Below are 24,751 nucleotides of genomic sequence, written 5' to 3'. Positions count from 1 at the left end.
ACACACAGCGCACAATCGGGCCCAGCCGCCCGGGAATTGGGGTGCACCATGCCACTCGTCAGCACCGGTGAACTCGTCTCGGCCGCAGCGGCCGACGGCCGCGGCATCGCCGCCTTCAACGTCATCACCCTGGAGCACGCCGAGGCGATCGCCACCGGCGCCGAGCAGGCGGGCGCGCCCGCGATCCTGCAGATCTCCGAGAACGCCGTGAGGTTCCACGGCGGACAGCTCTCCGCGATCGCCGCCGCGGCGGCCGCCGTGGCCCACGCGTCGACCGCGCAGCTCGCCCTCCACCTCGACCATGTCGTGTCCGTGGACCTGCTGCGGTCGGCGGACGACGAGGGCTTCAGCTCTGTGATGTTCGACGCCTCGAAGCTGCCGTACGAGGAGAACGTCCGGGCCACGGCGGACGCGGTGCGCTGGGGCCACGAGCGCGGCATCTGGATCGAGGCCGAACTGGGCAAGGTCGGCGGCAAGGAGGGCGAGACCCCGCTCGACGCCCACGCACCGGGCGTCCGCACCGACCCGGCGGAGGCGGCGGCCTACGTCGCCGCGACGGGCGTGGACGCCCTGGCCGTCGCGGTCGGCTCCTCCCACGCGATGACGCAGCGCACGGCCGCCCTGGACCACACCCTCATCGCCCGCCTGCGCGACGCGATCCCGGTCCCTCTGGTGCTGCACGGCTCCTCGGGCGTCCCGGACGAGGAGATCCGCCGCGCGGTCGCCTCAGGCATGGTCAAGATCAACGTCGGCACGGCCCTGAACACCGCCTTCACGGGCGCGGTCCGGGCCTTCCTGGAAACGACCGACCCGTCGACGGTGGACCCCCGGAAATACCTCGCCCCGGCTCGCGCTGCGATGGCCGGGACGGTGGCGGGGTTCCTGACGGTCGTCAGTGGCTGATCAGCCTTCCTTGACCTCGAGCCAGTCGAGGATGACGTTGCACTGATTGCCCGCCTCGCAGGAGATCTTGAGCTCGTTCTCGCCCTTGTTCAGGTTGACCGGCGCCCAGGTGGTCTGCCAGTTCTTCTCCCAGGCCGGGTCCGTGGAGTGGATGAAGTTCTTCAGGCCCAGCGGGTTGGAGTTCGCCTTGCCGTTGACCGTCAGCGTGGCGTTGGCGTCCTGCGCGGGGATGGCGTAGCGCACGTACAGCCGGTACTCGCCCGCCTCCGCGATCTTGGCCTTCCAGGTGACCGAGGCGCCGACCGCGTTGAAGCCGGTCACAAACGCGCCGCCCGCACCCTCGGCGCCCTTGATGTCCTTCGCCAGCGCGGCCGGCGCACCCAGCTGCAGCGTCGCCGCGTCCTGCTTCGGCAGGGGCTCCTGCGGATCCTGGGACGTCGAGGGATCGTCGCTCGGCTTGACCGACTGGCCCGCGCTCGTGCCGCCGTCGCCGCCGGACTGGCCGCCCGCCTTGTCGTCCTCGCCGCCGCTGGTGATCAGTGCCGCCGCGATGCCGATCACGACCACCGCGACCACCGCGATCGCGCCGATCAGCAGGCCCTTGGTGTTGGGTCCGCCACTGCGGCCGCCGCCGTGGCCGCCGCCCTCGGGCGGGACCGGGCGGGTGGGGGCGCCGCCGGGGTAGGTCTCGGGTGCCGCGTACTGCGCGGTCGGCTGGCCCTGCTGGGCGTACGCCTGCTGCTGCGGCACCTGCTGGCCGTACTGGCGCTCGCCGACCGTCCGGACCTGGTTGTACGAGGTTCTGGGGACGCCGGGCTGTGCGGCCGGACCCGGATAGCCGTAGCCGCGGCTCTGGCCGGGCGGTGTCGCGCCCGCTGCCCGTCCGTCCTCGTACAGGTAGCCGAACGGATCGTCGTCCTCGGGCGTGCTCGCGCCGTTGTTCGCGGCCGTCATCCCCATTCACTCCTCACCATGTCGTCAGCACATCGCCGACGCGGGCGAGCCTACCCGGTTCGGGGTATTCCATAGGGTGTCGTTGACCTCAGCCGGCCCGCCGGTGCACTTTCGCCCGGGACCGCTTCTCGACGTACATCCGCTGGTCGGCACTCTGCAGGACCTCCTCGACGGACATTCCGCAGCTCGCCCAGCCGATCCCGAAGCTCGCCCCGACCCGCACGCCCCGCCCGCCGACCCTGATCGGCAGGATGATCGCGTTCCGCAGGCGTACGGCCAGGTCAGCGGCGTCCGCCGCGCCCAGGCCGTCGGCGAGCACGACGAACTCGTCACCGCCGAGCCGGGCGACCGTGTCGTTGTCGCGCACGCCGGTGGTGAGCCGGCGCGCGACCTCGACGAGCACGGCGTCGCCCGTCTGGTGCCCGAAGCGGTCGTTGATCGACTTGAAGCCGTCCAGATCGCAGAAGAGGACCGCGAGCCCTTTCGTGCCGTCGTCGACCTCGCTGTCGGGCGCGATCGTGTGCACGTGGTGGTCATAGGGCACGCCGGTGGTCTCGAAGTCGAAGCCGTCGCGGCCGAAGATGCCCTCGCTGTCCGCCCCGTACGCGGCGTCCAGGGCCTCGATGGCGCTCTCCCGCGCGGTCTGCGGCCGCTCGCACAGCCGGGCGCTGAGCCGGGCGCGCAGCTCGGCGCTGTTGGGCAGGCCGGTGAGCGCGTCATGACTGGCCCGGTGCGCGAGCTGGAGCTCGTGCCGCTTGCGGTCCTCGATGTCCTCGACATGGGTGAGCAGGAAACGGGGGCCGTCCGCGGTGTCCGCGACGACGGAGTTGCGCAGCGACACCCAGACATACGTCCCGTCCCGGCGGCCCAGCCGCAGCTCGGCACGCCCGCCCTCGGCGGACGTACGCAGCAGCGTGCCGACGTCCTCGGGATGCACGAGATCGGCGAAGGAGTAGCGGCGCATCGCGGAGGCGGGTCTGGCGAGCAGCCGGCACAGGGCGTCATTGGTGCGCAGCAGCCGGCCGTGCTGGTCGCCGCCCATCTCGGCGATGGCCATACCGCTCGGCGCGTACTCGAACGCCTGCCGGAACGACTCCTCACTCGCGCGCAGGGCCTGCTGCTCACGCTCCAGGCGGACCAGGGCGCGCTGCATGTTTGCTCGCAGGCGGGCGTTGCTGATCGCAATCGCCGCCTGGGACGCGTACATCTGGAGCGCTTCCTGGCCCCAGGGTCCCGGCCGCCGTCCGTTGCGCGGCCGGTCGACGGAGATGACGCCGAGAAGCTCGCGGCCGCCGCCCGATGCGTACATGGGGGCGTAGAGACGGTCCTGCGGGTGCCACTCGTCCTCGAAGCGCGGGTCGGGGCCCTCGGTGTGCCACTGCGGGACGTCGTCCTCTATGAGCACCCAGCCCTCGGTGTGCGGGATGAAGCGCAGCTCGCCCCAGGCCTCGCCCATCGACAGACGGCGTTCCCAGGACGGGCGGGAGCCGACGCGGCCCGTGATCAGGGCTTCTGCGGCGGCGCTGCCGGCGAATGCGGCGACGACGAGATCTCCGTCGGGGCGTACGAGATTGACGCAGGCCAGCTCGTAGCCGAGTCCCGCGACGATTCCGTCAGCGACGGTCTGCAGTGTGTCGGCCAAGCTCCGGGCCGTGTTGAGGTCCGCGACCACCTGGTGCAGCTGCCGCAGGGTCGCAAGACGGACGTAGGGCTCCGACTCGGTCTCCATTGTTCGCTCTCCCCGAGACCTCGACAGCAAACTCCAGGGTTCTCATCGACGTTCTTGTTGCGGTATCACGGTCACTGAATCACAGCGAGCTGCCCACTCGGTACACAGGGTCAACAATTACTGCACTCTGTGACTCAAGTCACAGTGAATGATGATGCGTTGCCTGCGCGAGCTGCAATGACCCTCGCTTTCCTGAACGCAAATATCGGTGGGCCGCCGGTCCCAGGGCTGGCCGTCGGTCCTAGGACCCGGCTGGTCCCCCGGCCCGATGCGGGCACGGGTCGGCCGAGACTAGCGTTCCTCGTGTGTTGCAGACGACCCCCGCCACCGCTCCTGTTGCCATCCCCCATGCTGAGGGGGTGAGCAACGAGGAGTTCCGCGCCGCCATGTCCCGGCTGGCCGCGGGTGTGGTGCTGGTGACCGCGCACGATCCGGACGACGGCCCGCGCGGCGAGGACGTCGGCATGACGGCGACCGCCTTCATGTCGGTGTCACTGGACCCGCCGCTGGTCCTGGTGAGCCTGCGCAACGACTCCCGCATGGACGACCTGCTCGCCGAACAGCCGCTGTGGGCCGTCTCGGTGCTCTCGGAGAGCCAGCGGCACATCGCGGGACGCTTCGCGATGAAGGGCCGGGTCAGCGACCGGCTCCTGTTCGAGGACATTCCGTACACGAGGGGCGAGGTGAGCGGGGCGCTGCTGGTGAGGGGCGCGCTGGCGACGCTCGAGTGCCGTACGGAACAGAGGGTGGTGGCCGGGGACCACACGCTGGTGATCGCGCGTGTGCTGTCGGTGGGCCTGCCGAGCGCGGACGGCGGTCCGCTGACGTACTTCCGGGGCCGCTACCGCCAGTTGGACTGAGGTCCCGCCGCCAACCAGGGCGGGGTACTACCAGTCGCGGCCGCTGCGGCCGCGCTTCGTCTCCGCCCGCTGCTTCTTCTCCCGCAGCCGGCGCTCGTTGATGCCCCGCGGAATCCTCGTCGCCCGGCGCGGCCGCGGCGGCGGCGCCGTCGCCTCGGCCAGCAGGGAGGCCAGCCGCACCGCCGCGGTCTCGCGGTTGCGCCACTGCGAGCGGTGTTCCGACGCGCGGACCGCGATCACACCGCCCACCATGCGGCCGGCCAGGCGCTCCAGCGCGCGGTCCTTCCAGACCTGCGGCAGCGCCTCGGTCCTCGCGAGGTCGAAGCGGAGCTCCACCTGCGAGTCGCTGGTGTTGACGTGCTGGCCACCCGGTCCCGACGACCGCGAGAAACGCCACATGAGCTCGGCCTCCGGCAGGGAGACCGAACCACGGATGATGTAGGGACCGGACATGCGTCCATGGTCGCGTGCCCGCGCCGTCCGCGTCACCCGCTTTTCGGGCGTCCGCGCTCCCCGGTGTCCTCACGAGGCGGCAAAGGAAGCCAGGACGGATGGAACCTGGCAGTCCCCTGCCTGCGTTATGACGGGTGACGGTAGCTTCGGGAGGGCTCGAAGCCCGCACAGTCGACACGAAGGGGACTTCCCAATGGCAGTAAGCCTGTCCAAGGGCGGCAACGTCTCGCTCACCAAGGAGGCACCGGGCCTGACCGCCGTCACGGTCGGCCTCGGCTGGGACGTCCGTACGACCACCGGCACCGACTTCGACCTCGATGCCTCCGCGATCGGTGTGAACCCCGGCGGCAAGGTCGCGTCCGACGCCCACTTCGTCTTCTTCAACAACAAGGCGACGCCCGACCAGACCATCGTCCACACCGGCGACAACCGCACCGGCGAGGGCGGCGGCGACGACGAGCAGATCAACGTCAACCTGGCGGGTCTGCCGGCCGACGTCGACAAGATCGTCTTCCCGGTCTCCATCTACGACGCCGTCAACCGCAGCCAGAACTTCGGCCAGGTGCGCAACGCCTACATCCGCATCGTCAACCAGGCCGGCGGCGCCGAGATCGCGCGCTACGACCTGAGCGAGGACGCCGCCACCGAGACCGCGATGGTCTTCGGCGAGCTCTACCGCAATGGCGCGGAGTGGAAGTTCCGCGCGGTCGGCCAGGGGTACGCCTCGGGCCTGGAGGGCATCGCCCGCGACTTCGGCGTCAACCTCTGACGTACGCGGCGCTGAGCGCGAGGAGCCCCGGGCCGCGCGGCCCGGGGCTCCTCGCGCTCATGGACTCGCGGGTTTGTCCTTGCCGTACAACCAGGTGTCCCAGAGTTCGGTGAGGTCCTTGCCGGACTTCTTCTCGACGTAGGCGGTGAAGTCGTCGGTGGAGGCGTTGGAGTGGCGGTGCTCCGCCGCCCAGCCCTTCACGATCTTGAAGAACGCGTCCTCGCCGACCGCCTGACGGATCTTGTGCAGGACCATCGCGCCGCGGTTGTACACCGGTTCGTCCGAGACCTTCGCCGCGGACGGCGGATCGGCCGGCGGGAAGGCCCAGTTCCTGTCGTCGGCGAAGGCGGCGGCGAAGCTCTCCTTGGCCGGGGTGCCGTCGAAGTCCTCCTGCCAGATCCACTCCGCGTAGACGGCGAAGCCTTCGTTGAGCCACATGTCCTTCCAGGACGTGGGCGTCACGGAATTGCCGAACCACTGGTGGGCAATCTCGTGCACGAGCGAGTCCGGGAGCTCGTTCACCGGGATCACGGGCTTGGTCTGGGTCTCCAGGGCATAGCCGAGGTCGTCCTTGGGCACGACGATGACGCCGGCGGACGAGAAGGGGTACGGGCCGAAGTTCAGCTCCCCCCACTCCACAATCTCGGGGACCTGCGCGATCAGCTGTGCGTATTTCTGCCCCACGGCCGGGTCGACGGCGGTGAGGACCGGCACGCCGCTGGAGGTGCGGGACGGCGTCGTCTTGTAGTCGCCGATGGCGAGCGTGGCGAGGTAACTGGCCATCGGTTGCCTGGACTTCCAGGCGTAGGTGGTGCGCCCGCCCGTCGTGTCCATGTTCATCAGCTCACCGTTGGAGATCGCCCGCAGCCCCTTGGGCACGGTGACAGTGATGTCGTACGTGGCCTTGTCGCTCGGGTGGTTGTTGCTCGGGAACCAGGCCATCGAGCCGCTGGGCTCGCCGACCGCGAGCGCGCCGCCCTCGGTCTGCAGCCAGCCTTCCTCGGACTTGTCCTCGTCGTTGTCGACGATCGTCTCCGGTTCGCCGGAGTAGCGGACGACCGTACGGAACGTCTTGCCCTTGTCGATGTCGCGGTGCGGGCGCAGCGTCAGCTCGTCGCCCGCCCGGTTGGCCGCCGCCTCCTTGCCGTCGACCGTGGCGCCGTCGACCTTCAGCCCGTGGAGGTCGAGGTTGAAGGCGCTCAGGTCCTGGGTGGCGCGGGCGGTGATCTCGGCGGTGCCCTTGAGGTGGCTCGTGTCCGGGTCGTAGGCGAGAGTCAGGGCGTAGTGCTGGACGTCGTACCCGCCGTTGCCGAGCCCGCGGAAGAGCGGATCGCGCACACCCGCGGAGCCCGGCTTGCCGTGCACACCCGCGCCGCTGTCGGTGCAGCCCGTGATCAGGAGCAGCGCGACGGCGGGCGTCAGGGTGCGTACGAGAGTTCGCATATCCACGCAGTTGATCCTAAGCGGGTGATCCTGCGCGGGGCGCGGATCAGCAAATGCGGCCTACTTGTTGAGCGCCGCGACACCCACCGCGGCGTACTGCTCGTCCAGGGCGCCACTGGGCGCGCCCGCCACGCCGATGCCCGTGCCGGTGACCGGGGCCACGACCGCGGCCACGGGCTGCCCGCGATGCGCGCCCGCGTACAGCAGCTTGGCGGCACGCTGACCGTCGAGTCGACGCCGAGCGAGGGCACGGTCCTGTCCGCCGCGATTCCCCTGGAGCGCGCATGACCCCGGTACGGATCCTGCTCTGCGACGACCACGCCGTCGTACGCGCCGGGCTCCTCGCCCTCCTCGGCAGCGAGCCGGACATCGAGGTCGTCGGCGAGGCGGGCAGCGGCGAGGAAGCGGTCGCGACGGCGGCGAAACTCAGCCCGGACGTGGTGCTGATGGACCTCCAACTGGGCCCGGCATCGACGGAGTCGAGACGACCCGGCGCATCGCGACGCCCCAGGTGCATGTGCTGGTGCTGACGACGTACGACACGGACGCGGACATCACGCGCGCGATCGAGGCGGGCGCGACGGGCTATCTGCTGAAGGCGGAACGCCCCGAGGAGCTGTTCGCGGCGATCCGCGCGGCGGCGCAGGGCCGAACGGCGCTCTCGGCCCCGGTCGCGAGCCGCGTACTGCACCACATGCGCGGCACGGGCCGCCCGTCCCTGACGGAACGCGAGCGGGACATCCTCGGCCAGCTGGCACGGGGTCTTGGCAACCGGGAGATCGCGCGGGCGCTGTTCATCAGTGAGGCGACGGTGAAGACGCATCTGGGGCGGATCTACGCGAAGTTGGGCGTGGACACGAGGGCGGGCGCGGTCTCGGTGGCGAAGGAACAACGGCTGTTGCCGTAGCCGCGCCGGGCGCGAGGCGTGGCCGCCGCTGCCGTACTCGCGCCGTGCCCGAAGCGCCGCCACGGCTTCCGGAGCGGCGACCCGCACACGGCTCGCCCCCCACCTCCACGTAAGCCACCCTCCGCATCAACACGCCGCATAGCGGACACACTTGTACGTCTTGCGGACAACTCGCGGTCAAATGTTTGTTGCAGACCTGTCAACAAGGCACTTTCGCTGGCACTCTCTCTGCCGCCACCCCCCACCACCCGGCGAAGGAGCCCGCGTGACCCGCCTGCAGTCCTCGCACCACACCGCCCCCTCCCGCACGCGTGCGCGAACCGCACGTGCCGCCGCACTGATCGCCTCGGCCGCCATGGTCGCCGTCGCTCTCACCAGCGGCTCGGCCAGCGCCCAGGCCGACCGCGAAGAGGGCGCGACCGCTCTCGTGCTGTCCGCCGCACAGCGCACCGCCGCGCTCAAGGACGCCCAGGCCGAGGCGGCCACCACCGCCAGAGCCATCGGCCTCGGGGGCAAGGAGAAACTCGTCGTCCGCGACGTCGTCAAGGACACCGACGGCACCGTGCACACACGCTACGAGCGCACCTACGACGGTCTCCCCGTCGTCGGCGGTGACCTCGTCGTCCACGAGAAGAAGTCCGGCGCCCGTTCCGCCACCAAGGCCACCAACGCCAAGATAGCCGTGGCCAGTACGGCCCCCGTCATATCCGTCGCGAGCGCCAAGAAGTCAGCCCTCGCCGCCTCCGACGCGAAGTCCGAGACCGCCTCTTCCGCCCGCAAGGTGATCTGGGCCGCCACCGGCAGGCCCACCCTCGCCTGGGAGACCGTCGTCACCGGCGTCCAGCAGGACGGCACCCCGAGCGAGCGGCACGTCCTCACCGACGCTGCCACCGGCAAGGAGCTGTACGCGTACGAGGCCATCGAGACCGGCACCGGAAACAGCCAGTACAGCGGCACCGTCACCCTCGGCACCGCGCCCTCGTACACGCTGACCGACACCAGCCGCGGCGGCCACAAGACATACGACCTGAACGGCGCCACCAACGGCACCGGCACCCTCTTCAGCGACCCCGACGACACCTGGGGCGACACAACCGCGGCCAACCGCCAGACCGCGGCCGTCGACGCCCACTACGGCGCCGCGGTGACCTGGGACTTCTACAAGAACGAGCTGTCCCGCAACGGCATCAGGGGCGACGGCGTCGCCGCCTACTCCCGCGTCCACTACGGCAATGCCTACGTCAACGCCTTCTGGTCCGACCAGTGCTTCTGCATGACGTACGGCGACGGCGCCGCCAATCTCAAGCCGCTCACCTCGCTCGACGTGGCCGGCCACGAGATGAGCCACGGCCTGACCGCCTCCACCGCGGGCCTGCGCTACAGCAAGGAGTCCGGCGGCCTGAACGAGGCCACCTCCGACATCTTCGGAACCTCGGTCGAGTTCTACGCGGCCAACGCCACGGACGCCGGCGACTACCTCATCGGCGAGAAGATCGACATCCGCGGCAACGGCACCCCGCTGCGCTACATGGACAAGCCGAGCCGCGACGGCAACTCCGCCGACTACTGGTCACGGACCGTCGGCCGGCTCGACGTGCACAACTCCTCCGGCCCGGCGAACCACTTCTTCTACCTGCTCTCCGAGGGCAGCGGCGCCAAGACGATCAACGGCGTCAGCTACGACTCCCCGACCTACGACGGCTCCACCGTCACCGGGATCGGCCGGGTCAAGGCGTACAAGATCTGGTACAAGGCGCTCTCCACGTACATGACCTCCTCGACCAACTACGCGGGCGCGCGCACCGCGACCCTGCAGGCGACGAGCGACCTGTACGGCGCGGGCAGCGCGGAGTACACGGCGGTCGCGGCCGCCTGGACCGCGATCAACGTGAAGTAGTCACTGGTCACGGGCCGCGCGGCAGTGACCCCGCGCGGCCCGTGACACCATCGACCCGTGCTCGACATCGGCTACTCCCTCTCCCGCCGCTTCCCCGACCCCCCGCAGACGGACTACCGCCGCGCGGACGTCCAGGCCCTGCGGCACGACCTCTTCTGCGGCGACGTCTACGTCGCCGACACCAAGGAGGACCGCGAGGTCTCCACAGCCTGGGGATGGGTGCCGGTCCTCGACTTCGCCTGGGCCCTGTGCGACATCGTCGAGCAGCTCGACCGCGACCCCCTCGGCAGCCGCGCCGCCACACCGCAGCACGCCGAGCTCGACTTCACCGAGTCGGCCGACCGCATGCTCTTCGAGCGGCGCTTCGGCTGGGTCGACGTGGAGGCCGACTGGATGCCCGGCGACGAGCCGCCGCTCACCTTCAACCACGGCGAGCTGCGCCGCGAAGCCCGCGACTTTCTGCACGACCTCATCGCGGACCTGTCCGACATGCACGAGGGCCTCGCCGACAACCCCGTGGTGTGGGACCTCCAGGCCCGTTTCCCCCGCGTCTGACAGCGCCGCCCGCCCCCTGCCCCACTCCCGATCGTCTACGAGCCCAACGAGGCCAGCGCCTCGTCGGTCAGCCGGTACACCGTCCACTCGTCCTGCGGCTTCGCGCCCAGCGAGCGGTAGAAGTTGATCGACGGGGTGTTCCAGTTCAGTACGGCCCACTCCAGGCGCTGATACCCGCGCTCCACACAGATCCGCGCCAGCTCCGTCAGCAGCGCCTTGCCGTGTCCAGCACCGCGCAGCGCCGGACGCACGTACAGATCCTCCAGATAGACACCGCTCACGCCGGTCCACGTCGAGAAGTTGAGGAACCACAGCGCGAAGCCCGCCACCTCCCCCTCGTCGGTCTCCGCGATGTGCGCGAAAGCGGCGGGCCGCTCCCCGAACAGCGCCTCGGCCAGCTGCTCCTCGCGCGCGCGGGCCTCGTCCAAGGCCTTCTCGTACTCGGCGAGTTCGCGGACCATGCGGTGAATCTCCGGGACGTCGGCAGGTGTGGCGATACGAATCATGAAACCAGCCTGCCCGCCCGCCCCTTACCGTGCCAGCAGTTCCGGGCAATGGACAGCTGCTCCCGGCACCTGCTCGCAGCACCTGCTCCCAGCGCGCGAGCGGCAGCCCCGCCCGTGCGGCGACCAGTCCTGCGTACGACGATGAAAGGGTGGGCGAGTACCCTCCCGCCACACGCACTCAGGCTGAGCAGCAGGGGCATCATGAGCACGAGCACCGTCAACGGCGGCATATCGTTCTGGTACGCACAGGAAGGCACCCCCGTCGCGCGGGAGCCCCTCCCCGGCGACGCCACCGCGGACGTCTGCATCGTCGGCGGCGGATACACCGGCCTGTGGACGGCCTACTACCTCAAAAAAGCCGTCCCCTTCCTGAACATCACCGTCCTCGAAGGCAAGTTCTGCGGCTACGGCGCCTCAGGCCGCAACGGCGGCTGGCTCTACAACGGCATCGCCGGCCGCGACCGGTACGCCAGACTCCACGGCCACGACGCCGCCGTCCGCCTCCAGCAGGCCATGAACGACACCGTCGACGAAGTCATCCGCGTCGCGGCCGAAGAGAACATCGACGCCGACATCCACAAGGGCGGGGTACTCGAAGTCGCCCACAGCCCCGCCCAGTTGACCCGCCTCAAGAACTTCCACGCCGTCGAGATCGCCTTCGGTGAGAAGGACCGGGTCCTGCTCGGCGCCCGCGAAACAGCCGACCGCATCCGCGTCACCGGCGCCGTCGCCTCCACATGGACCCCGCACGGCGCCCGCCTGCACCCCGTCAAGCTGATCAAGGGCCTGGCGGCGGCCGTCGAGGCCCTGGGCGTCACGATCCACGAATCGACGCCCGTCACCGAAATCAGGCCCAAGCACGCGGTGACCCCCTACGGCACGGTCCGCGCCCCCTACATCCTGCGCTGCACCGAAGGCTTCACCGCGAACCTCAAGGGCCACAAGCGCTCCTGGCTCCCCATGAACTCCTCCATGATCGCCACCGAGCCCCTCCCCCAGTCCGTCTGGGACACCATCGGCTGGGACGGCCGCGAAACCCTCGGCGACATGGCCCACGCCTACATGTACGCCCAGCGCACCGCCGACAACCGCATCGCCCTCGGCGGCCGCGGCGTCCCCTACCGCTACGGCTCCCGCACCGACAACGACGGCCGCACCCAGCCCGCCACCGTCGAAGCCCTCCGCGACATCCTGGTCCGCTTCTTCCCCACCACCGCGGGCATCCGCATCGACCACGCCTGGTCCGGCGTCCTCGGCGTCCCCCGCGACTGGTGCGCCAGCGTCACCCTGGACCGCTCCACCGGTCTCGGCTGGGCAGGCGGCTACGTCGGCTCGGGCGTGGCCACCACCAACCTCGCGGCCCGCACCCTGCGCGACCTGATCCAACAGGACTCGGGCCAGTCGGGCGGCACCGATCTCACCACGCTCCCCTGGGTCAACCACAAGGTCCGCAAATGGGAACCGGAACCCCTGCGCTGGCTGGGGGTCCAGACGATGTACGCGGCCTACCGCACCGCGGACCGCCGCGAATCAACGGCCCACTCGGCACAGACGGACCGCATAGCCCGGCTGGCGGACCAAATCTCGGGCCGCCACTAAGAGGTCCCCTGAGCCTTGCCCCGGCTTTCAGGGCGACTGGACCGTGCGAGGGGTACCTCGCTGAACGGCACCGGGTGGCCGGGCGCGAGCGCCGCGGCGATCCCGTTCGTGATCGTCTCGGCGGTGTTGCCGTCCGGGGTGCTCTCGCCCGCTCGGCGATCCGCAGCACCTCACGGGCCGGGCCGCCCCTGGGCGGCGGAGGGCTGACACACGGGCGGCTCTCGCCGTGCCCGTCCATGGCGGAGGCGGAGACCGTGAACTGGGTGCTCGCGGCGATGAGCGTCGCGACGCAGAGCCGCGTCGTCATGCGTGTGCGTCTCATGCCCGCACTATGAGCGAGCAAGACCGGCGAACTTGGACATAACAGCCCGAACCATACGGGGATCACTCTTCGGGGCCCTTGCCCCGGTGCCGCTGGAGCGGGAAGGACGAGTGGCCCGGACCTGATGGGTCCGGGCTGGTGTGCCACAGGAGAGCCCCCTGTCGGATTCGAACCGACGACCTACGCATTACAAGTGCGTTGCTCTGGCCAGCTGAGCTAAGGAGGCGCGTTCGAGCAGTCTAACCGGACCGGTTACCGCTCCCGGTCGAAAATTTCCTCACCGTCCCGCTACTGACAGATCGGACAACGCCAGGTAGCGTCACGGAAGGTTCACCGCAGGTGGACTACACCACTCCCTTACTCGGATCGTCCGGCACGTTCCTGCCGGTGAAGGAGAACATCACCATGGCCACAGTCACGTTCGACAAGGCGACCCGGATCTACCCGGGCACCGAGAAGCCCGCCGTCGATCAGCTCGAGATCGAGACGCAGGACGGCGAGTTCCTCGTCCTCGTCGGTCCCTCCGGCTGCGGGAAGTCGACCTCCCTGCGCATGCTCGCCGGTCTCGAGGACGTCAACGCCGGATCCATCCGCATCGGTGACCGCGACGTCACCCACCTGCCGCCCAAGGACCGGGACATCGCCATGGTGTTCCAGAACTACGCGCTCTACCCGCACATGTCCGTCGCCGACAACATGGGCTTCGCCCTCAAGATCGCCGGCGTCAACAAGAGCGACATCCGCAAGAAGGTCGAAGAGGCCGCGAAGATCCTCGACCTCTCCGATTACCTCGACCGCAAGCCCAAGGCGCTCTCCGGTGGTCAGCGGCAGCGTGTCGCCATGGGGCGGGCCATCGTGCGTGAGCCGCAGGTCTTCCTCATGGACGAGCCGCTGTCGAACCTCGACGCCAAGCTGCGCGTCTCGACGCGTACGCAGATCGCCAGCCTGCAGCGCCGTCTGGGCATCACCACGGTGTACGTCACGCACGACCAGGTCGAGGCCATGACCATGGGTGACCGTGTCGCGGTCCTCAAGGACGGTCTGCTGCAGCAGGTCGACTCGCCGCGCAGCATGTACGACCGCCCGGCCAACCTCTTCGTCGCCGGCTTCATCGGCTCCCCGGCCATGAACCTCGTCGAGGTCCCGATCACCGACGGCGGTGTGAAGTTCGGCAACAGCGTCGTCCCGATCTCCCGTGAGGCGCTGTCCGCGGCCGCGGACAAGGGCGACACCACGGTCACGGTCGGCGTCCGTCCCGAGCACTTCGACGTGGTCGAGCTGGGCGGCTCGGCGGCCAAGTCCCTTTCCAAGGACACCGAGGACGCCCCGGCCGGTCTCGCCGTGTCCGTGAACGTCGTCGAGGAGCTCGGCGCCGACGGCTACGTCTACGGCTCCGCCCAGGTCGGCGGCGAGCACAAGGACCTGGTCGTGCGTGTCGGCGGGCGTTCCGTGCCGGACAAGGGTGCCGAGCTGCATGTCGTGCCGCGTCCGGGTGAGATCCACGTGTTCTCGACCTCGACGGGTGAGCGTCTCAGCGACTGATCCCCTGCCGGCTCGGCAGAACCCAACTCGCAACTCGGCAGAACGGCCCCGCATTTCGGTGCGGGGCCGTTTTTTCGTATGTCGACAAATACCCCGGCACACCCCGGCACACTCGGACACATCGGCTATTCCAGGACCTTTTCGAGCCCGTGCGTCAACGCCGGATTCGAAAAGCAGCTTCGAACCATCCCCCGCCCGAGTGACTAAATGTCGCCAAATCATTACTGACCGCTACGCTCGCTCGCGTGACCCACACAGCCCGCCGAATCGGCCGCACTCTCGCCCTCGTTCTGCCCGTCGTCCTGGTGCTTTCCGGAACCCTCGCGGTCACCAGCGTCCCGTGGGCAGGGCACAACACCGAGTCGCAGATGCTCACCGCGTCCTCGGAGAACGTCTCCGTACGCGCCCAGCCGCGCGCTCCGCAGGACATTCTGCGCGACCGCCTCCTCACGGAGCTTCAGGAGAAAGGCGCGAGCTCCGCACTCACCCACCTGCAGCGCACGGTCGAGGAGAGCCCCTCGCTCGCCCGGCACTGCATGTCGCTCGCCCGCGCCCTCGGCCGCGCCGCCGTCGAGAAGTACGGCCCCACGCGCGCGCAGACCTTCTCCCGCCCCGTGTGCGACACCTCCTTCGCGAGCGGCGTCTCCCAGCAGACCCAGGGGAGGTGACCGCGGGGGCGAGGGGTGTGACACCTCCTCGTCCCTCGCCGCATATCGTTCACGGCATGCATACGCCTACGTATCCGACGCAGGCCGTGGTCCTGGCGGGCGGCCAGGGCTCGCGGCTGCGCCCGTACACCGATGACCGCCCCAAGCCGATGGTCGAGATCCCCGGGACCGGGACCCCGATCATCGGCCATCAGCTTGCCTGGCTCGCCGCCGAGGGCGTCACCGACGCCGTCGTCTCCTGCGGTCATCTCGCCGAGGTTCTCCAGGAGTGGCTGGAGAGCGCCGATCTGCCGCTGCGGGTGACCACGGTCGTCGAGACGGAGCCGCTGGGCCGGGGCGGCGGCCTCAAGTACGCCGCCGCCCGTCTCCCGCATCCGGACCAGCCCTGGTACGCCACCAACGGCGACATCTGGACCCGCTTCTCGCTGCGCGAGATGGCCGCCTTCCACGGCGAGCGGGACGCGATCGCCACGCTCGCTCTCGCCCGCCCCCGGATCCCCTGGGGAGCGGTCGAGACGGACACCTTCGGCCACATCACGGACTTCGTCGAGTCCCCGCCCTCGCCGTATCTCATCAACGCGGGCGTGTACGTCTTCTCCGCGGCCTTCACAGCGCTGCTGCCCGACAAGGGCGACCATGAGCGCACCACCTTCCCCCGTCTCGCGCGTGATCGCCGTCTGGCGGGTTTCCCGCTGCCTCAGGGCGCGTACTGGCGGGCGATCGACACCGCCAAGGACCTGACCGAGGCCGCCAAGGAGCTTGCCGCGCAGGCGCGTTGAGGGATCCACGCCGAAGGGGCGGCCACCGTGGTCACGGTGGCCGCCCCTTTCGTCGTACGCGGACTCAGCCGAGCAGTCCGCCGATCACCCGGCCGCCGCCCGAGCCGCCCGAGCTGCTCGAACCGCCGGAGCTGCCGCCGCTGCCGCTGCCCCCACCGGAACCGTCCCCGCCGCCGGAGTCTCCGCCGCTGCCGGTGCCGCCGCTGGACGAGGGACCGGAGCTGCTGGACGGCGGCTCCACGGGCTCGGACTGTCCGGGCGGCTGTTGTCCCGTGCCCTGCGTCTGGCTCGGCTGATCGCCGATCGTGCCGGTCTCGCGGACCGCCACCTCGGAGGGGGTCGCCTTCTCGGCCTCGGGGGTGCTGCTCTCGGACGGTGACGGCGTGCCGTCGTCCCCGCGGGTGCCTGACGAGCTGCGCTCGCCGCTGGGCTCCTGCGGCAGCGGGGATCCGGGAAGGTGGTTGGTCGGGTCCTGGTTGGGCCCGGGCACGGTCACCATGTCGGAGGAGCGCACGGCCCCGCCGAGCACGGAGCCGATCAGCAGGGTGAGGCCGACCACGACGGAGGCGACGACGGTGCCGCGTCGCAGTACGCGCCGGCGCAGTTCCCACAGTTCGGAGCGCGGCCCGAGCTTGCGCCAGGCCTCGCCGGCGAGCCGTCCGTCGACGGAGTACACCGGGGCGCCCGCGATGATCAGCGGGGACCAGGCGGCGAGGTAGATGATGTCGGGCGCGTCGTACGCCGGAACGGTCTTCCAGCTCACTGTGAGGATCAGCGCCGCCGACAGCATCGCGCCGATGACCGCCGCGACCCGCTGCCAGAGTCCGAGCACGGTGAGGACGCCGACGACGACCTGGAGGAAGGCGACGGTGAGGCCCGCCCCGACGGGGTGGGACAGTGCGAAGTCGCGCAGCGGTTCGGCGAGTCCCCACGGGTTCAGGGAGTGGAGCCACTTCACCATCGAGCCGCGTTCGCCGCCGTCGAAATAGACGGGGTCGCAGAGCTTGCCCATTCCGGCGTAGATGGAGATGAAGCCGAGGAACACCCGCATGGGCAGCAGCACCACGCCGAGGTTCATGCGCCGCCCGGGGTAGTAGGCGTGCCGGACGGCGTCTGCGCCGTGCCGTTGTACGGAGCTCTCGCCGCCCCTGCCGGTCTCGAACTCCTCGTCCTCGTACGGCTCCTGGCCGTAGGGGTGGTACGAGTCGTACGCGCCGACGGCCTTCCGCATCGGGGGCAGCAACGGCCTGCCGGAACCGCCGGACCCGGGTCCGCCCACGAGCGGCGTGTGCGCGGTCTCGGTGGCACGGCCGGCCGCGAGGTCGATCCGCGGGATGACCTGCGTCGCGCCGGTGTCGTACGCACCGCCGTCGAAGCCGCCGGAGTCGAACCCGCCCGTGTCGAATGCGTCGGTGCCGTAGGCGTCGCGCTCCGCGGTGGAGTTGCGCACGGCCTGGAGCAGACCGGTCGCGCCGACGTCCCCCGGCGCCGACCTGCCGCTCCACACGACGGGCGCCCGCCGCCGCACCGCGGCGCCGGGGATCCGTGCGGTGTCCGCCAGGGCACGTGCGGGGCGCGGGCTCTGGGCGAGCCGCACCCGGAAGCTGGCGTGGTTCACGATGACCTGCGCGGGATCGCAGTCCACCTTGACCATGCTCAGCGCAGGCTGATCATCGAACCCGGGCCGGGGCGTTCTGGTGTCCACACTCATCTAACCGAGTGACTTGTCTTTAGGACACTGCCCCGAAGGGCCCTATCTGTCCGAGACCCGTCAAGGTCCTTTCCGTCAAGATCATTGCGGTCGACGTGGCCCGTTCGTGGCTGATGCGCCAATTCGTATGACGATCACCGCAGTTGGCAGAAGAATGTGACTCAGCCGTCTCAGAGGGGGATCACCAGTGACCGACCGGGCCGAGTCCGCACGGGCAAGCAATCAACTGACCTTCGGGGACCTCACCGACTATCCCGTGATGGCGCAAGCCCTGGACAACCAGTGGCTGCCACCGGATCTCGCGGCCGCTCAGCAGCGCCCCCACGCCGCAAAGGGCAGCACTCCCAAGGCCGTTGCCGCCGCCTCCGCCGAGCTGCGCCGCTCGCTCGTCAACAGCGGGACGCTCGTGGTCAATCGCGCGTATCTCCTCAACAACGAAGCCCTCTACCGCAACTACTGCCCAGGCATCGAACCCGCCGAGCGCGAGGCCTTCGTCCGGCTGCTCAACGACCGCGCCCTGGTGCCCTACCTCTACCGGGAACGGGATCCGGGCGAGGAGTCCGCCTGGAGCAAGGACAAGCACGTACAGCAGTCGTGGCGTCGGCTGCTCGCCGACGAGGCGGAGCCCGCCTGCGTCCGCTTCGACTGGGACGACGACACCAACAGGGAAGAGACCGACAAGGTCAGCAACTACTTCTCCACGAGCCTGTCCACGCTGCGCCGCCTGAAGATCCCGCAGCTCGCCAAGGACTTAGACATCTCGCAGGAGCGCGCCAGGGCGCTGCGCGAGGGAGTCCTCAAGGACATCTACGACTGGGCGGGCGAGCAGGACCCGGACAAGGACATCACCCGCAGTGCCGTCTACCAGCAGTTCCTCTGCCGTCCGGGGTCCGAGCCGCACGAGCAGCTGTTCCGGGAGGGGGAGGACGTACTCCCCGCGAAGCAGCTGATCGACCTGCTGTACAGCGTGGGCGTGCCCAAGGCCAGCGGTCTGATCGCGCTGACTCCGCCCGATTCGCCGCCGCGCAGTGCCCTGCAGGAGCTCGGTGAGGCCGAGCGGTCGCCGGTGGCCGACCCGGAGGCGCTCGGCAGGCTGCTGCGCGACGTCTTCGCCGACGCCCTGCACCGGGGCGTGGACGGGCCCAACTCCTATGCGGATCTCGGTCTTTCCGACATCACCGCGCTGCGCCGCGAGGAGGAGTGGCGCGCCTACATCGACGCGCTCAACGGTTTCGTGCGGGGTGGCTTCGCGCACGGACGTGTCCCCGATCCCGACGCGTTCACGGGCGCGACCTCCGAAATCGCCGACCTGCACGCGAAGATGCTGCGCAAGGCGCGGAAGATCGGCCGCTCGGGGAAGGGTTTCCAGCGCGAGATCGGGATGGCCCTCGTACTCGAGTCGGCCGGCCTCTCGCTCCAGCTCGCGGGTGACGGAGTGTCGTTGCTGTCGGGCTCGGTCCAGCTGGCGAGCGCGGGCCTCGGCGCCCTGGTCGTCCGGCTGGTCTTCACGGACGGGGGCAGCGCTCTGCGCAGCGGGCTCGGGCACAGCGTGACATTTCCCGCGCTCAGGCTGGGCAGTGTGAAGCGGGACTGGGAGGCACTGCTCGGCGCGTACGGCGAACGGATCACGGAAATCGACGCCCTGCCGCGCAGGAACCAGGCCGACCAGCAGATCCCCGACGCCCCGTAGAGGACCAGCATGAACACGTACGACCGGCTGCGCACCGAGCGCCCCGAACTCTTCGTCAATCCGCCCGGCGGCATCGAGATCCTGAGCGATCCGGAGTCGGTCGCGGCGGCGGGCGGGGTGGTGTACGAGGACCCGTACGTGATGGTCCTCCGCGATCCGGTCAGGTTCCCGGACGGCAGGACCGGCACATACATCCGCTCGATCGGCACCACCGCGGAGCCGGGCTGTGTGGTGCTTCCGCTGCTCGACGGCGAGGTGGTGCTGGTCGAGCACTTCCGGCACGCCACCCGCTCGTGGCTGTGGGAGGTGCCGCGCGGTTTCGGCACGCGGGGGCTGGCCGGTGAGCAGAACGCCGCGAAAGAGCTGCGGGAGGAGATCGGCGCGGATGTCCGTGAGCTGATCCCGCTGGGTGCGGTCCACCCGGACTCGGGAGCAGTCGGCGACCGTGTCCTGCTCTACGCGGCCCGGATCGACGCGATCGGCGCGCTTGCGCTGGGGGAGGGCATACGGCGCACGCTCACCGTCTCTTTCGCTGAGGCGGAGGAGATGGTGGGCGACGGCCGGATCATGGATGCGTTCACCATCGTGGTCCTCAGCCGCGCGAGGCTGGCGGGCGTGACGGGCTGAAGGCTCCGCCCGCCCGGGGGCCTGCCGGGCCCCCGGGTCCGTCAGGATCAGAGGCGCCGCTTGGACGCCTCGTACAGCACCACACCCGCCGCGACGCCCGCGTTCAGCGACTCCGCGCCGCCCGGCATCGGGATGCGGACCAGGTAGTCGCAGGTCTCGCCGACGAGGCGGGACAGGCCCTTGCCCTCGCTGCCGACGACGATGACGAGCGGGCCGCCGAGCGCTTCGAGGTCGCCGACCTCGTGGTCGCCGTCCGCGGCCAGGCCGACGACGGTGAGGCCGGCCTTCTGGTACGACTCCAGGGCGCGGGTCAGGTTGGTCGCGCGCGCGACCGGGGTGCGGGCTGCCGTGCCCGCGGAGGTCTTCCACGCGCCGGCCGTCATGCCCGCGGCCCGGCGCTCGGGCACGACCACGCCGTGGCCGCCGAACGCGGAGACGGAGCGGACGACGGCACCCAGGTTGCGCGGGTCGGTCACGCCGTCGAGCGCGACGATCAGCGGATCCTCGCCCTCGTCGAAGGCGGCGGCCGCGAGGTCCTCGGGGTGCGCGTACTCGTACGGCGGGACCTGGAGGACGAGGCCCTGGTGGTTGAGCCCGTTGGTCATCCGGTCGAGCTCGGGGCGCGGCGCTTCCATCAGGTTGATGTTGCCGCGCTGCCCGGCGAGCTGGAGCGCCTCGCGCACCCGCTCGTCGTTGTCGATGAACTGCTGGACGTACAGCGTCGTCGCGGGCACGCCGTCGCGCAGCGCCTCGAAGACCGGGTTACGGCCGACGACCATCTCGGAGGTGCCCTTGCCGCCGCGGCGGGCGACGGGGCGGCGTGCGGCGGTTTTCCTGGCCTGGGCGTTGGCGACGCGGTTCTTCTTGTGGCCCTTGCGGGCGGACGCGGGCGGGGTCGGGCCCTTGCCCTCGAGTCCGCGGCGTCGCTGGCCACCGCTGCCGACCTGCGCGCCCTTCTTGTTGGACGTGCGGCGGTTCCTGCGCTGGCTGTTCCCGGCCATGACTACCTGTTTCCTGAAGCTTTCGAATGCGTACGTACGTAAGAAAGTGTGCCGCCCGGGAGCCCGGGCGGCACATTTTGGCCGGTCAGCGCGGTCCGAGCGTCCAACGCGGCCCGTCCGGACTGTCCTCGATGACGAGCCCGGACTGCTGCAGCTGGTCGCGGATCGCGTCGGCTGTCGCCCAGTCCTTGCGGGCCCGGGCCGCCTCGCGCTGCTGGAGCACCAGCCGGACCAGGGTGTCGACGACGCCATGGAGGTCTTCGCCGCGGTCGGCCTCGCCCGCCCAGTGCGGGTCGAGCGGGTCCAGGCCGAGGACGCCGAGCATGGCCCGTACCTCGGCGAGGCGGGCGACGGCGGCTTCCTTGTCGTCGGCGGCCAGTGCGGAGTTGCCCTGGCGGACCGCGGTGTGGACGATGGCGAGCGCCTGCGGGACGCCAAGGTCGTCGTCCATCGCCTCGGCGAAGGCGAGCGGCACCTCGGGCGCGGGCTCGACGACTCCCCCCGCCTTCTCGAGCACGCGCTGGATGAAGCCCTCGATCCGCGCGAAGGCGGACTCGGCCTCGCGCAGGGCCTCCTCGCTGTACTCGATCATCGAGCGGTAGTGCGGCGTACCGAGGTAGTAGCGCAGCACGATGGGACGCCAGTGCTTGACCATCTCGGAGACGAGCACCGAGTTGCCGAGCGACTTGGACATCTTCTCGCCGCTCAGGGTGACCCAGGCGTTGTGCACCCAGTACCTGGCGAATTCGTCGCCGAAGGCCTTGGCCTGGGCGATCTCGTTCTCGTGGTGCGGGAAGATCAGGTCGATCCCGCCGCCGTGGATGTCGAAGGCCTCGCCGAGGTACTTGTGCGCCATCGCCGAGCACTCCAGGTGCCAGCCGGGCCGGCCGCGGCCCCAGGGGGTCTCCCAGCTCGGCTCGCCGGGCTTGGCCGCCTTCCACATGGCGAAGTCGCGCTGGTCGCGCTTGCCGCTCTCGCCCTCGCCGGACGGCTGGCGCAGCTCGTCGAGGTCCTGGTTGGACAGCTCCAGGTAGCCGGGGAAGGAGCGCACGTCGAAGTAGACGTTGCCGTCGGCCTCGTAGGCGTGCCCGCGCTCGATGAGGCCGCGCATCATCTCGACCATCTCGGTGATGTGGCCGGTGGCGCGCGGTTCGTAGGTGGGCGGCAGGCAGCCGAGGGCGTCGTAGCCGTCGTTGAAGGCGCGCTCGTTCTCGTATCCGATCGACCACCAGGGGCGGTTCTGTTCCGCCGACTTCCAGATGATCTTGTCGTCGATGTCGGTCACGTTGCGCACGAACGTGACCTCGTAGCCGCGGTACTCGAACCAGCGGCGCATGATGTCGAAATTCAGCCCCGACCTGATGTGCCCGATGTGCGGGGCGGCCTGCACGGTCGCGCCACACAGGTAGATCGAGACGCAGCCCGGCGTGAGCGGGGTGAAGTCACGGATCTGCCGGGCGCTGGTGTCGTGCAGGCGAATAGTCACGTATCAAGGGTAGTGGCCCCGTACCAGTGCCCCGCGCCCCTTGTGGGACGCGCGGACAGGTTTGTGACTTTGTCCGAGACCGATACGAGCCGGACTCGGGCCGGAGTCGGGGATTCCTGGCGACAACTCGCCGTCCGTGCCGGGTATTTCACCCGTCCGCGCGGAACACCAATGCTGTGGCGATCGCGGCAAGACCTTCTGCCCGTCCCGTCAGACCGAGCCCGTCCGTCGTGGTGCCCGATACCGAAACGGGCGCACCGACCGCCGCCCCGAGCGTCTTCTGCGCTTCGTCGCGCCGCTTTCCGATCTTCGGGCGTACGCCGATGACCTGGATGGCGACATTGCCGATCTCGAAGCCCTCTGCCCGTACGATCCGGGCCGCCTCGGTGAGCAGCGTGACGCCGGAGGCGCCGGACCACTCGGGCCGGGAGGTGCCGAAGTGGGCGCCGAGGTCGCCGACGCCGGCCGCCGAGAAGAGCGCGTCGCAGGCGGCGTGGGCGGCGACGTCGCCGTCGGAGTGTCCGGCGAGGCCGTCCTCGCCCTCCCACAGCAGTCCGGCGCACCACAGCTCGCGGCCCGCCTCGAAGGCGTGCACGTCCGTGCCGACGCCGATCCGGGGGACATGACTAGAAGCCATCGTTGGCCCTCCTGCGGGCGAGAACCGCCTCGGCGAGTACGAGATCGAGGGGGCGGGTCACCTTGAACGCCTCCTCGTGGCCGGGTACGACCACGACGGGCTCGCCGAGCTGCTCGACCATGCTCGCGTCGTCGGTGACGTTGTCGGTCACGGTCTCGTGGGCGCGCACGAGGGTCTCCCGGTCGAAGCCCTGCGGGGTCTGTACGGCGCGCAGCCTGGCCCGCTCCGGCGTGGCGAGGACCGGCTCGGGCGAGCCGTCCGGGCGCGGCTCGACCTCCTTGACGGTGTCGGCGAGGGGCAGCGCGGGCACGACGGCCACAGCTCCGTCGCGTACGGCCTCGATCACCGCGTCGACCGTGTCGACGGGCACCAGCGGCCGGGCTGCGTCGTGGACCAGCACGGCGTCGATGCCGGGCGGCAGGGCGTCCAGGCCGAGCTTCACGGACTCCTGGCGGGTGTCACCGCCGGGGACGACCAGGAAGTCGGTCCTGTCCGGAAGTGCATGATCGGCGAGGAGGGACTTCACTTCAGCGGCACCGTCGGGCGGGGCCACCACGACGACGAGCGAGACGGCGCGGGATGCGGCCATGGCTCGTACGGCGTGGATGAGCATGGGCGTGCCGTTCAGCGTACGGAGCGCTTTGGGGGCGCCCGGGCCGAGCCGTACGCCCCGGCCGGCCGCCGGGATCACCGCTGCGGTGCGGAACGAGGGTGATTGGTCAGACATCGGTTGCACTCCGGCAGGTTTGTTTCCTTGGCCGACATGGGTATGGCCACAGCGTGCCGGGCGCGACGCCTTGACCGGACCCTTCCGTGACAACTGGTCTGCGCCAGCCGCCCGGGCCCGGCACACCAAGTGGGGCAGGGTGCCGCGCGTGCGGCAAGTGGGGATTCACGAGCGATACACGACACGAGCGATTCACGAGCGGCGATTCACCAGCGCAGACGAACATGCCGCAGCGCCCGGCGACAGGACTGTCATCACAGCATGTCAGCGGGCACCGCGGCACTTTATTGATTCCAACGCCGGTGCGTCAGGACGCGAGGACCTCGTCGAGCAGAGCCTCGGCCTTGTCTTCGTTGGTGTTCTCCGCGAGGGCGAGCTCACTCACCAGGATCTGGCGCGCCTTGGCGAGCATGCGCTTCTCACCAGCGGAAAGCCCACGCTCCCGCTCGCGACGCCACAGGTCACGCACCACTTCGGCGACCTTGATGACATCGCCGGAGGCGAGCTTCTCGAGATTTGCCTTGTAGCGGCGGGACCAGTTCGTCGGCTCTTCTGCATACGGTGCGCGCAGCACCTCGAAGACCCGGTCGAGCCCGTCCTGACCGACCACATCGCGAACGCCCACGAACTCCGCATTGTCCGCCGGCACGCGAACCGTCAGGTCGCCCTGAGCGACCTTCAGCACCAAGTAGGTCTTGTCCACGCCTTTGATCTGGCGAGTTTCGATGGCCTCGATCAGCGCGGCCCCGTGATGGGGATAGACCACGGTGTCGCCAACCTTGAACGTCATGTGACAGGTACCCCTTCCGTGGCTATCCAGGGTAACACGGATACGGCTTCTTCTGAATGGCGTTTTCGCAGGTCAGAGCATATCTCGGGGCTTGACAACAGCAACACGAACGTGCTGCGGGCGGCTTCCGAAAGGGGGTATTCGCAGGTCGGAGCGGCTGCGCGGGCGGACAGAAACGCGCACGTTACACCCGGCA

The 24,751-nt window shown here is 70.0% G+C and carries 22 protein-coding genes, 1 tRNA gene and 3 pseudogenes; 13 read left to right on the top strand and 13 right to left on the bottom strand.

The annotated features are described in order from the left end of the window. Positions 1–48: 48 nt before the first annotated feature. A complete protein-coding gene (locus tag OG905_RS22095) occupies positions 49–903 on the top strand; it encodes a class II fructose-bisphosphate aldolase (RefSeq protein WP_328676320.1) in 855 nt (284 codons plus the stop codon). Here the strand turns inward: OG905_RS22095 and OG905_RS22090 are convergent, their stop codons facing one another. Together OG905_RS22090 and cdgB are read right to left on the bottom strand one after the other, a co-directional pair. Beyond that, positions 904–1,857 carry a CBM35 domain-containing protein gene (locus tag OG905_RS22090; protein ID WP_328676318.1) on the bottom strand — a complete coding sequence of 318 codons (954 nt, stop codon included), beginning with the start codon at positions 1,855–1,857 and terminating at the stop codon, positions 904–906. It abuts the gene before it with no gap. Positions 1,858–1,945: 88 nt separating this feature from the next. After that, positions 1,946–3,586, bottom strand: coding sequence for a diguanylate cyclase CdgB (gene cdgB, locus OG905_RS22085; protein ID WP_328676316.1), 1,641 nt, complete (start codon positions 3,584–3,586; stop codon positions 1,946–1,948). A 305-nt stretch (positions 3,587–3,891) separates the two neighbouring features. On the opposite strand from cdgB, the gene OG905_RS22080 reads away from it, so the two are divergent. Continuing rightward, complete coding sequence (locus OG905_RS22080) at positions 3,892–4,446, top strand: flavin reductase family protein (RefSeq protein WP_328676314.1); 555 nt, start codon at positions 3,892–3,894, stop codon at positions 4,444–4,446. Between the two features lie 27 nt (positions 4,447–4,473). Here the strand turns inward: OG905_RS22080 and arfB are convergent, their stop codons facing one another. After that, positions 4,474–4,899: an alternative ribosome rescue aminoacyl-tRNA hydrolase ArfB gene (arfB, locus tag OG905_RS22075; protein WP_328676312.1), complete on the bottom strand. Its 426-nt coding sequence runs from the start codon at positions 4,897–4,899 to the stop codon at positions 4,474–4,476. A 193-nt stretch (positions 4,900–5,092) separates the two neighbouring features. Between arfB and OG905_RS22070 the strand changes: the two genes are divergently transcribed. Further along, entirely contained in the window at positions 5,093–5,668 is a 576-nt protein-coding gene (locus tag OG905_RS22070) for a TerD family protein (protein WP_324971389.1), read from the top strand. A gap of 57 nt (positions 5,669–5,725) precedes the next feature. On the opposite strand, the gene OG905_RS22065 is transcribed toward OG905_RS22070, so the two are convergent. Both OG905_RS22065 and OG905_RS22060 read right to left on the bottom strand, forming a co-directional pair. Then, on the bottom strand, positions 5,726–7,111 hold the full coding sequence (locus OG905_RS22065) for a M1 family metallopeptidase (RefSeq protein WP_328682515.1): 1,386 nt from the start codon (positions 7,109–7,111) through the stop codon (positions 5,726–5,728). A 60-nt stretch (positions 7,112–7,171) separates the two neighbouring features. Continuing rightward, positions 7,172–7,294: pseudogene (locus OG905_RS22060) on the bottom strand (GlcG/HbpS family heme-binding protein); the annotation flags it as partial. Between OG905_RS22060 and OG905_RS39185 the strand changes: the two are divergent. The 4 genes and pseudogenes from OG905_RS39185 to OG905_RS22045 all read left to right on the top strand — a co-directional run. Then, positions 7,271–7,399: pseudogene (locus OG905_RS39185) on the top strand (sensor histidine kinase); the annotation flags it as partial. The pseudogenes OG905_RS22060 and OG905_RS39185 sit on opposite strands and share 24 nt — an antisense overlap. Then, positions 7,396–8,018 (top strand): annotated as a pseudogene (locus tag OG905_RS22055) (response regulator). The pseudogenes OG905_RS39185 and OG905_RS22055, both read left to right, overlap by 4 nt. A 355-nt stretch (positions 8,019–8,373) precedes the next feature. After that, positions 8,374–9,915, top strand: coding sequence for a M4 family metallopeptidase (locus OG905_RS22050; protein ID WP_328682513.1), 1,542 nt, complete (start codon positions 8,374–8,376; stop codon positions 9,913–9,915). Positions 9,916–9,972: 57 nt separating this feature from the next. Further along, the gene (locus tag OG905_RS22045) at positions 9,973–10,470 is read left to right on the top strand and encodes a hypothetical protein (RefSeq protein ID WP_328676306.1); all 498 of its coding nucleotides are present in this window, start codon (positions 9,973–9,975) and stop codon (positions 10,468–10,470) included. 35 nt (positions 10,471–10,505) lie between these two features. Here OG905_RS22045 and OG905_RS22040 read toward each other — a convergent pair whose 3' ends face one another. Next, positions 10,506–10,976, bottom strand: a complete 471-nt coding sequence (locus tag OG905_RS22040; RefSeq protein ID WP_328676304.1) for a GNAT family N-acetyltransferase — start codon at positions 10,974–10,976, stop codon at positions 10,506–10,508. Between the two features lie 201 nt (positions 10,977–11,177). Here OG905_RS22040 and OG905_RS22035 point away from each other — a divergent pair, with 201 nt between their 5' ends. Then, positions 11,178–12,575, top strand: a complete 1,398-nt coding sequence (locus OG905_RS22035) for an NAD(P)/FAD-dependent oxidoreductase (RefSeq protein ID WP_328676302.1) — start codon at positions 11,178–11,180, stop codon at positions 12,573–12,575. Between the two features lie 474 nt (positions 12,576–13,049). On the opposite strand, the gene OG905_RS22030 is transcribed toward OG905_RS22035, so the two are convergent. Further along, positions 13,050–13,123 (bottom strand) — tRNA-Thr (locus tag OG905_RS22030). A gap of 179 nt (positions 13,124–13,302) precedes the next feature. Here OG905_RS22030 and OG905_RS22025 point away from each other — a divergent pair. From OG905_RS22025 to OG905_RS22015, 3 genes are all read left to right on the top strand, one after another. Next, on the top strand, positions 13,303–14,439 hold the full coding sequence (locus OG905_RS22025) for an ABC transporter ATP-binding protein (RefSeq protein ID WP_328682512.1): 1,137 nt from the start codon (positions 13,303–13,305) through the stop codon (positions 14,437–14,439). Between the two features lie 245 nt (positions 14,440–14,684). Continuing rightward, positions 14,685–15,107 carry a hypothetical protein gene (locus OG905_RS22020; RefSeq protein ID WP_328676300.1) on the top strand — a complete coding sequence of 141 codons (423 nt, stop codon included), beginning with the start codon at positions 14,685–14,687 and terminating at the stop codon, positions 15,105–15,107. 56 nt (positions 15,108–15,163) lie between these two features. Further along, entirely contained in the window at positions 15,164–15,886 is a 723-nt protein-coding gene (locus tag OG905_RS22015; RefSeq protein ID WP_328676298.1) for a nucleotidyltransferase family protein, read from the top strand. Positions 15,887–15,950: 64 nt separating this feature from the next. Here OG905_RS22015 and OG905_RS22010 read toward each other — a convergent pair whose 3' ends face one another. Then, positions 15,951–17,597, bottom strand: coding sequence for a DoxX family membrane protein (locus tag OG905_RS22010; protein ID WP_328676297.1), 1,647 nt, complete (start codon positions 17,595–17,597; stop codon positions 15,951–15,953). Between the two features lie 187 nt (positions 17,598–17,784). Here OG905_RS22010 and OG905_RS22005 point away from each other — a divergent pair, with 187 nt between their 5' ends. Both OG905_RS22005 and OG905_RS22000 read left to right on the top strand, forming a co-directional pair. Then, entirely contained in the window at positions 17,785–19,287 is a 1,503-nt protein-coding gene (locus OG905_RS22005; protein WP_328676295.1) for a hypothetical protein, read from the top strand. A gap of 9 nt (positions 19,288–19,296) precedes the next feature. Continuing rightward, positions 19,297–19,914 carry an NUDIX hydrolase gene (locus tag OG905_RS22000; protein WP_328676294.1) on the top strand — a complete coding sequence of 206 codons (618 nt, stop codon included), beginning with the start codon at positions 19,297–19,299 and terminating at the stop codon, positions 19,912–19,914. A gap of 47 nt (positions 19,915–19,961) precedes the next feature. Here OG905_RS22000 and rlmB read toward each other — a convergent pair whose 3' ends face one another. The 5 genes from rlmB to OG905_RS21975 all read right to left on the bottom strand — a co-directional run bounded on the left by rlmB (position 19,962) and on the right by OG905_RS21975 (position 24,555). Beyond that, complete coding sequence (gene rlmB, locus OG905_RS21995) at positions 19,962–20,915, bottom strand: 23S rRNA (guanosine(2251)-2'-O)-methyltransferase RlmB (protein ID WP_328676292.1); 954 nt, start codon at positions 20,913–20,915, stop codon at positions 19,962–19,964. An 85-nt stretch (positions 20,916–21,000) separates the two neighbouring features. Further along, positions 21,001–22,401 carry a cysteine--tRNA ligase gene (gene cysS / locus OG905_RS21990; protein WP_328676291.1) on the bottom strand — a complete coding sequence of 467 codons (1,401 nt, stop codon included), beginning with the start codon at positions 22,399–22,401 and terminating at the stop codon, positions 21,001–21,003. 148 nt (positions 22,402–22,549) lie between these two features. After that, complete coding sequence (ispF, locus tag OG905_RS21985) at positions 22,550–23,038, bottom strand: 2-C-methyl-D-erythritol 2,4-cyclodiphosphate synthase (protein ID WP_328676289.1); 489 nt, start codon at positions 23,036–23,038, stop codon at positions 22,550–22,552. Beyond that, positions 23,028–23,765 carry a 2-C-methyl-D-erythritol 4-phosphate cytidylyltransferase gene (gene ispD, locus OG905_RS21980; RefSeq protein WP_328676287.1) on the bottom strand — a complete coding sequence of 246 codons (738 nt, stop codon included), beginning with the start codon at positions 23,763–23,765 and terminating at the stop codon, positions 23,028–23,030. Before ispD ends, ispF begins: the two co-directional genes overlap by 11 nt. Before the next feature lie 307 nt (positions 23,766–24,072). Beyond that, positions 24,073–24,555 (bottom strand): CarD family transcriptional regulator, encoded by a 483-nt coding sequence (locus tag OG905_RS21975; RefSeq protein ID WP_003953493.1) that lies wholly within the window; start codon positions 24,553–24,555, stop codon positions 24,073–24,075. Positions 24,556–24,751: the final 196 nt, after the last annotated feature.

This window comes from Streptomyces sp. NBC_00322 (assembly GCF_036147535.1).
Classification (GTDB): Bacteria; Actinomycetota; Actinomycetes; order Streptomycetales; family Streptomycetaceae; genus Streptomyces.
This window is presented reverse-complemented; position numbering and strand designations above follow the sequence as displayed.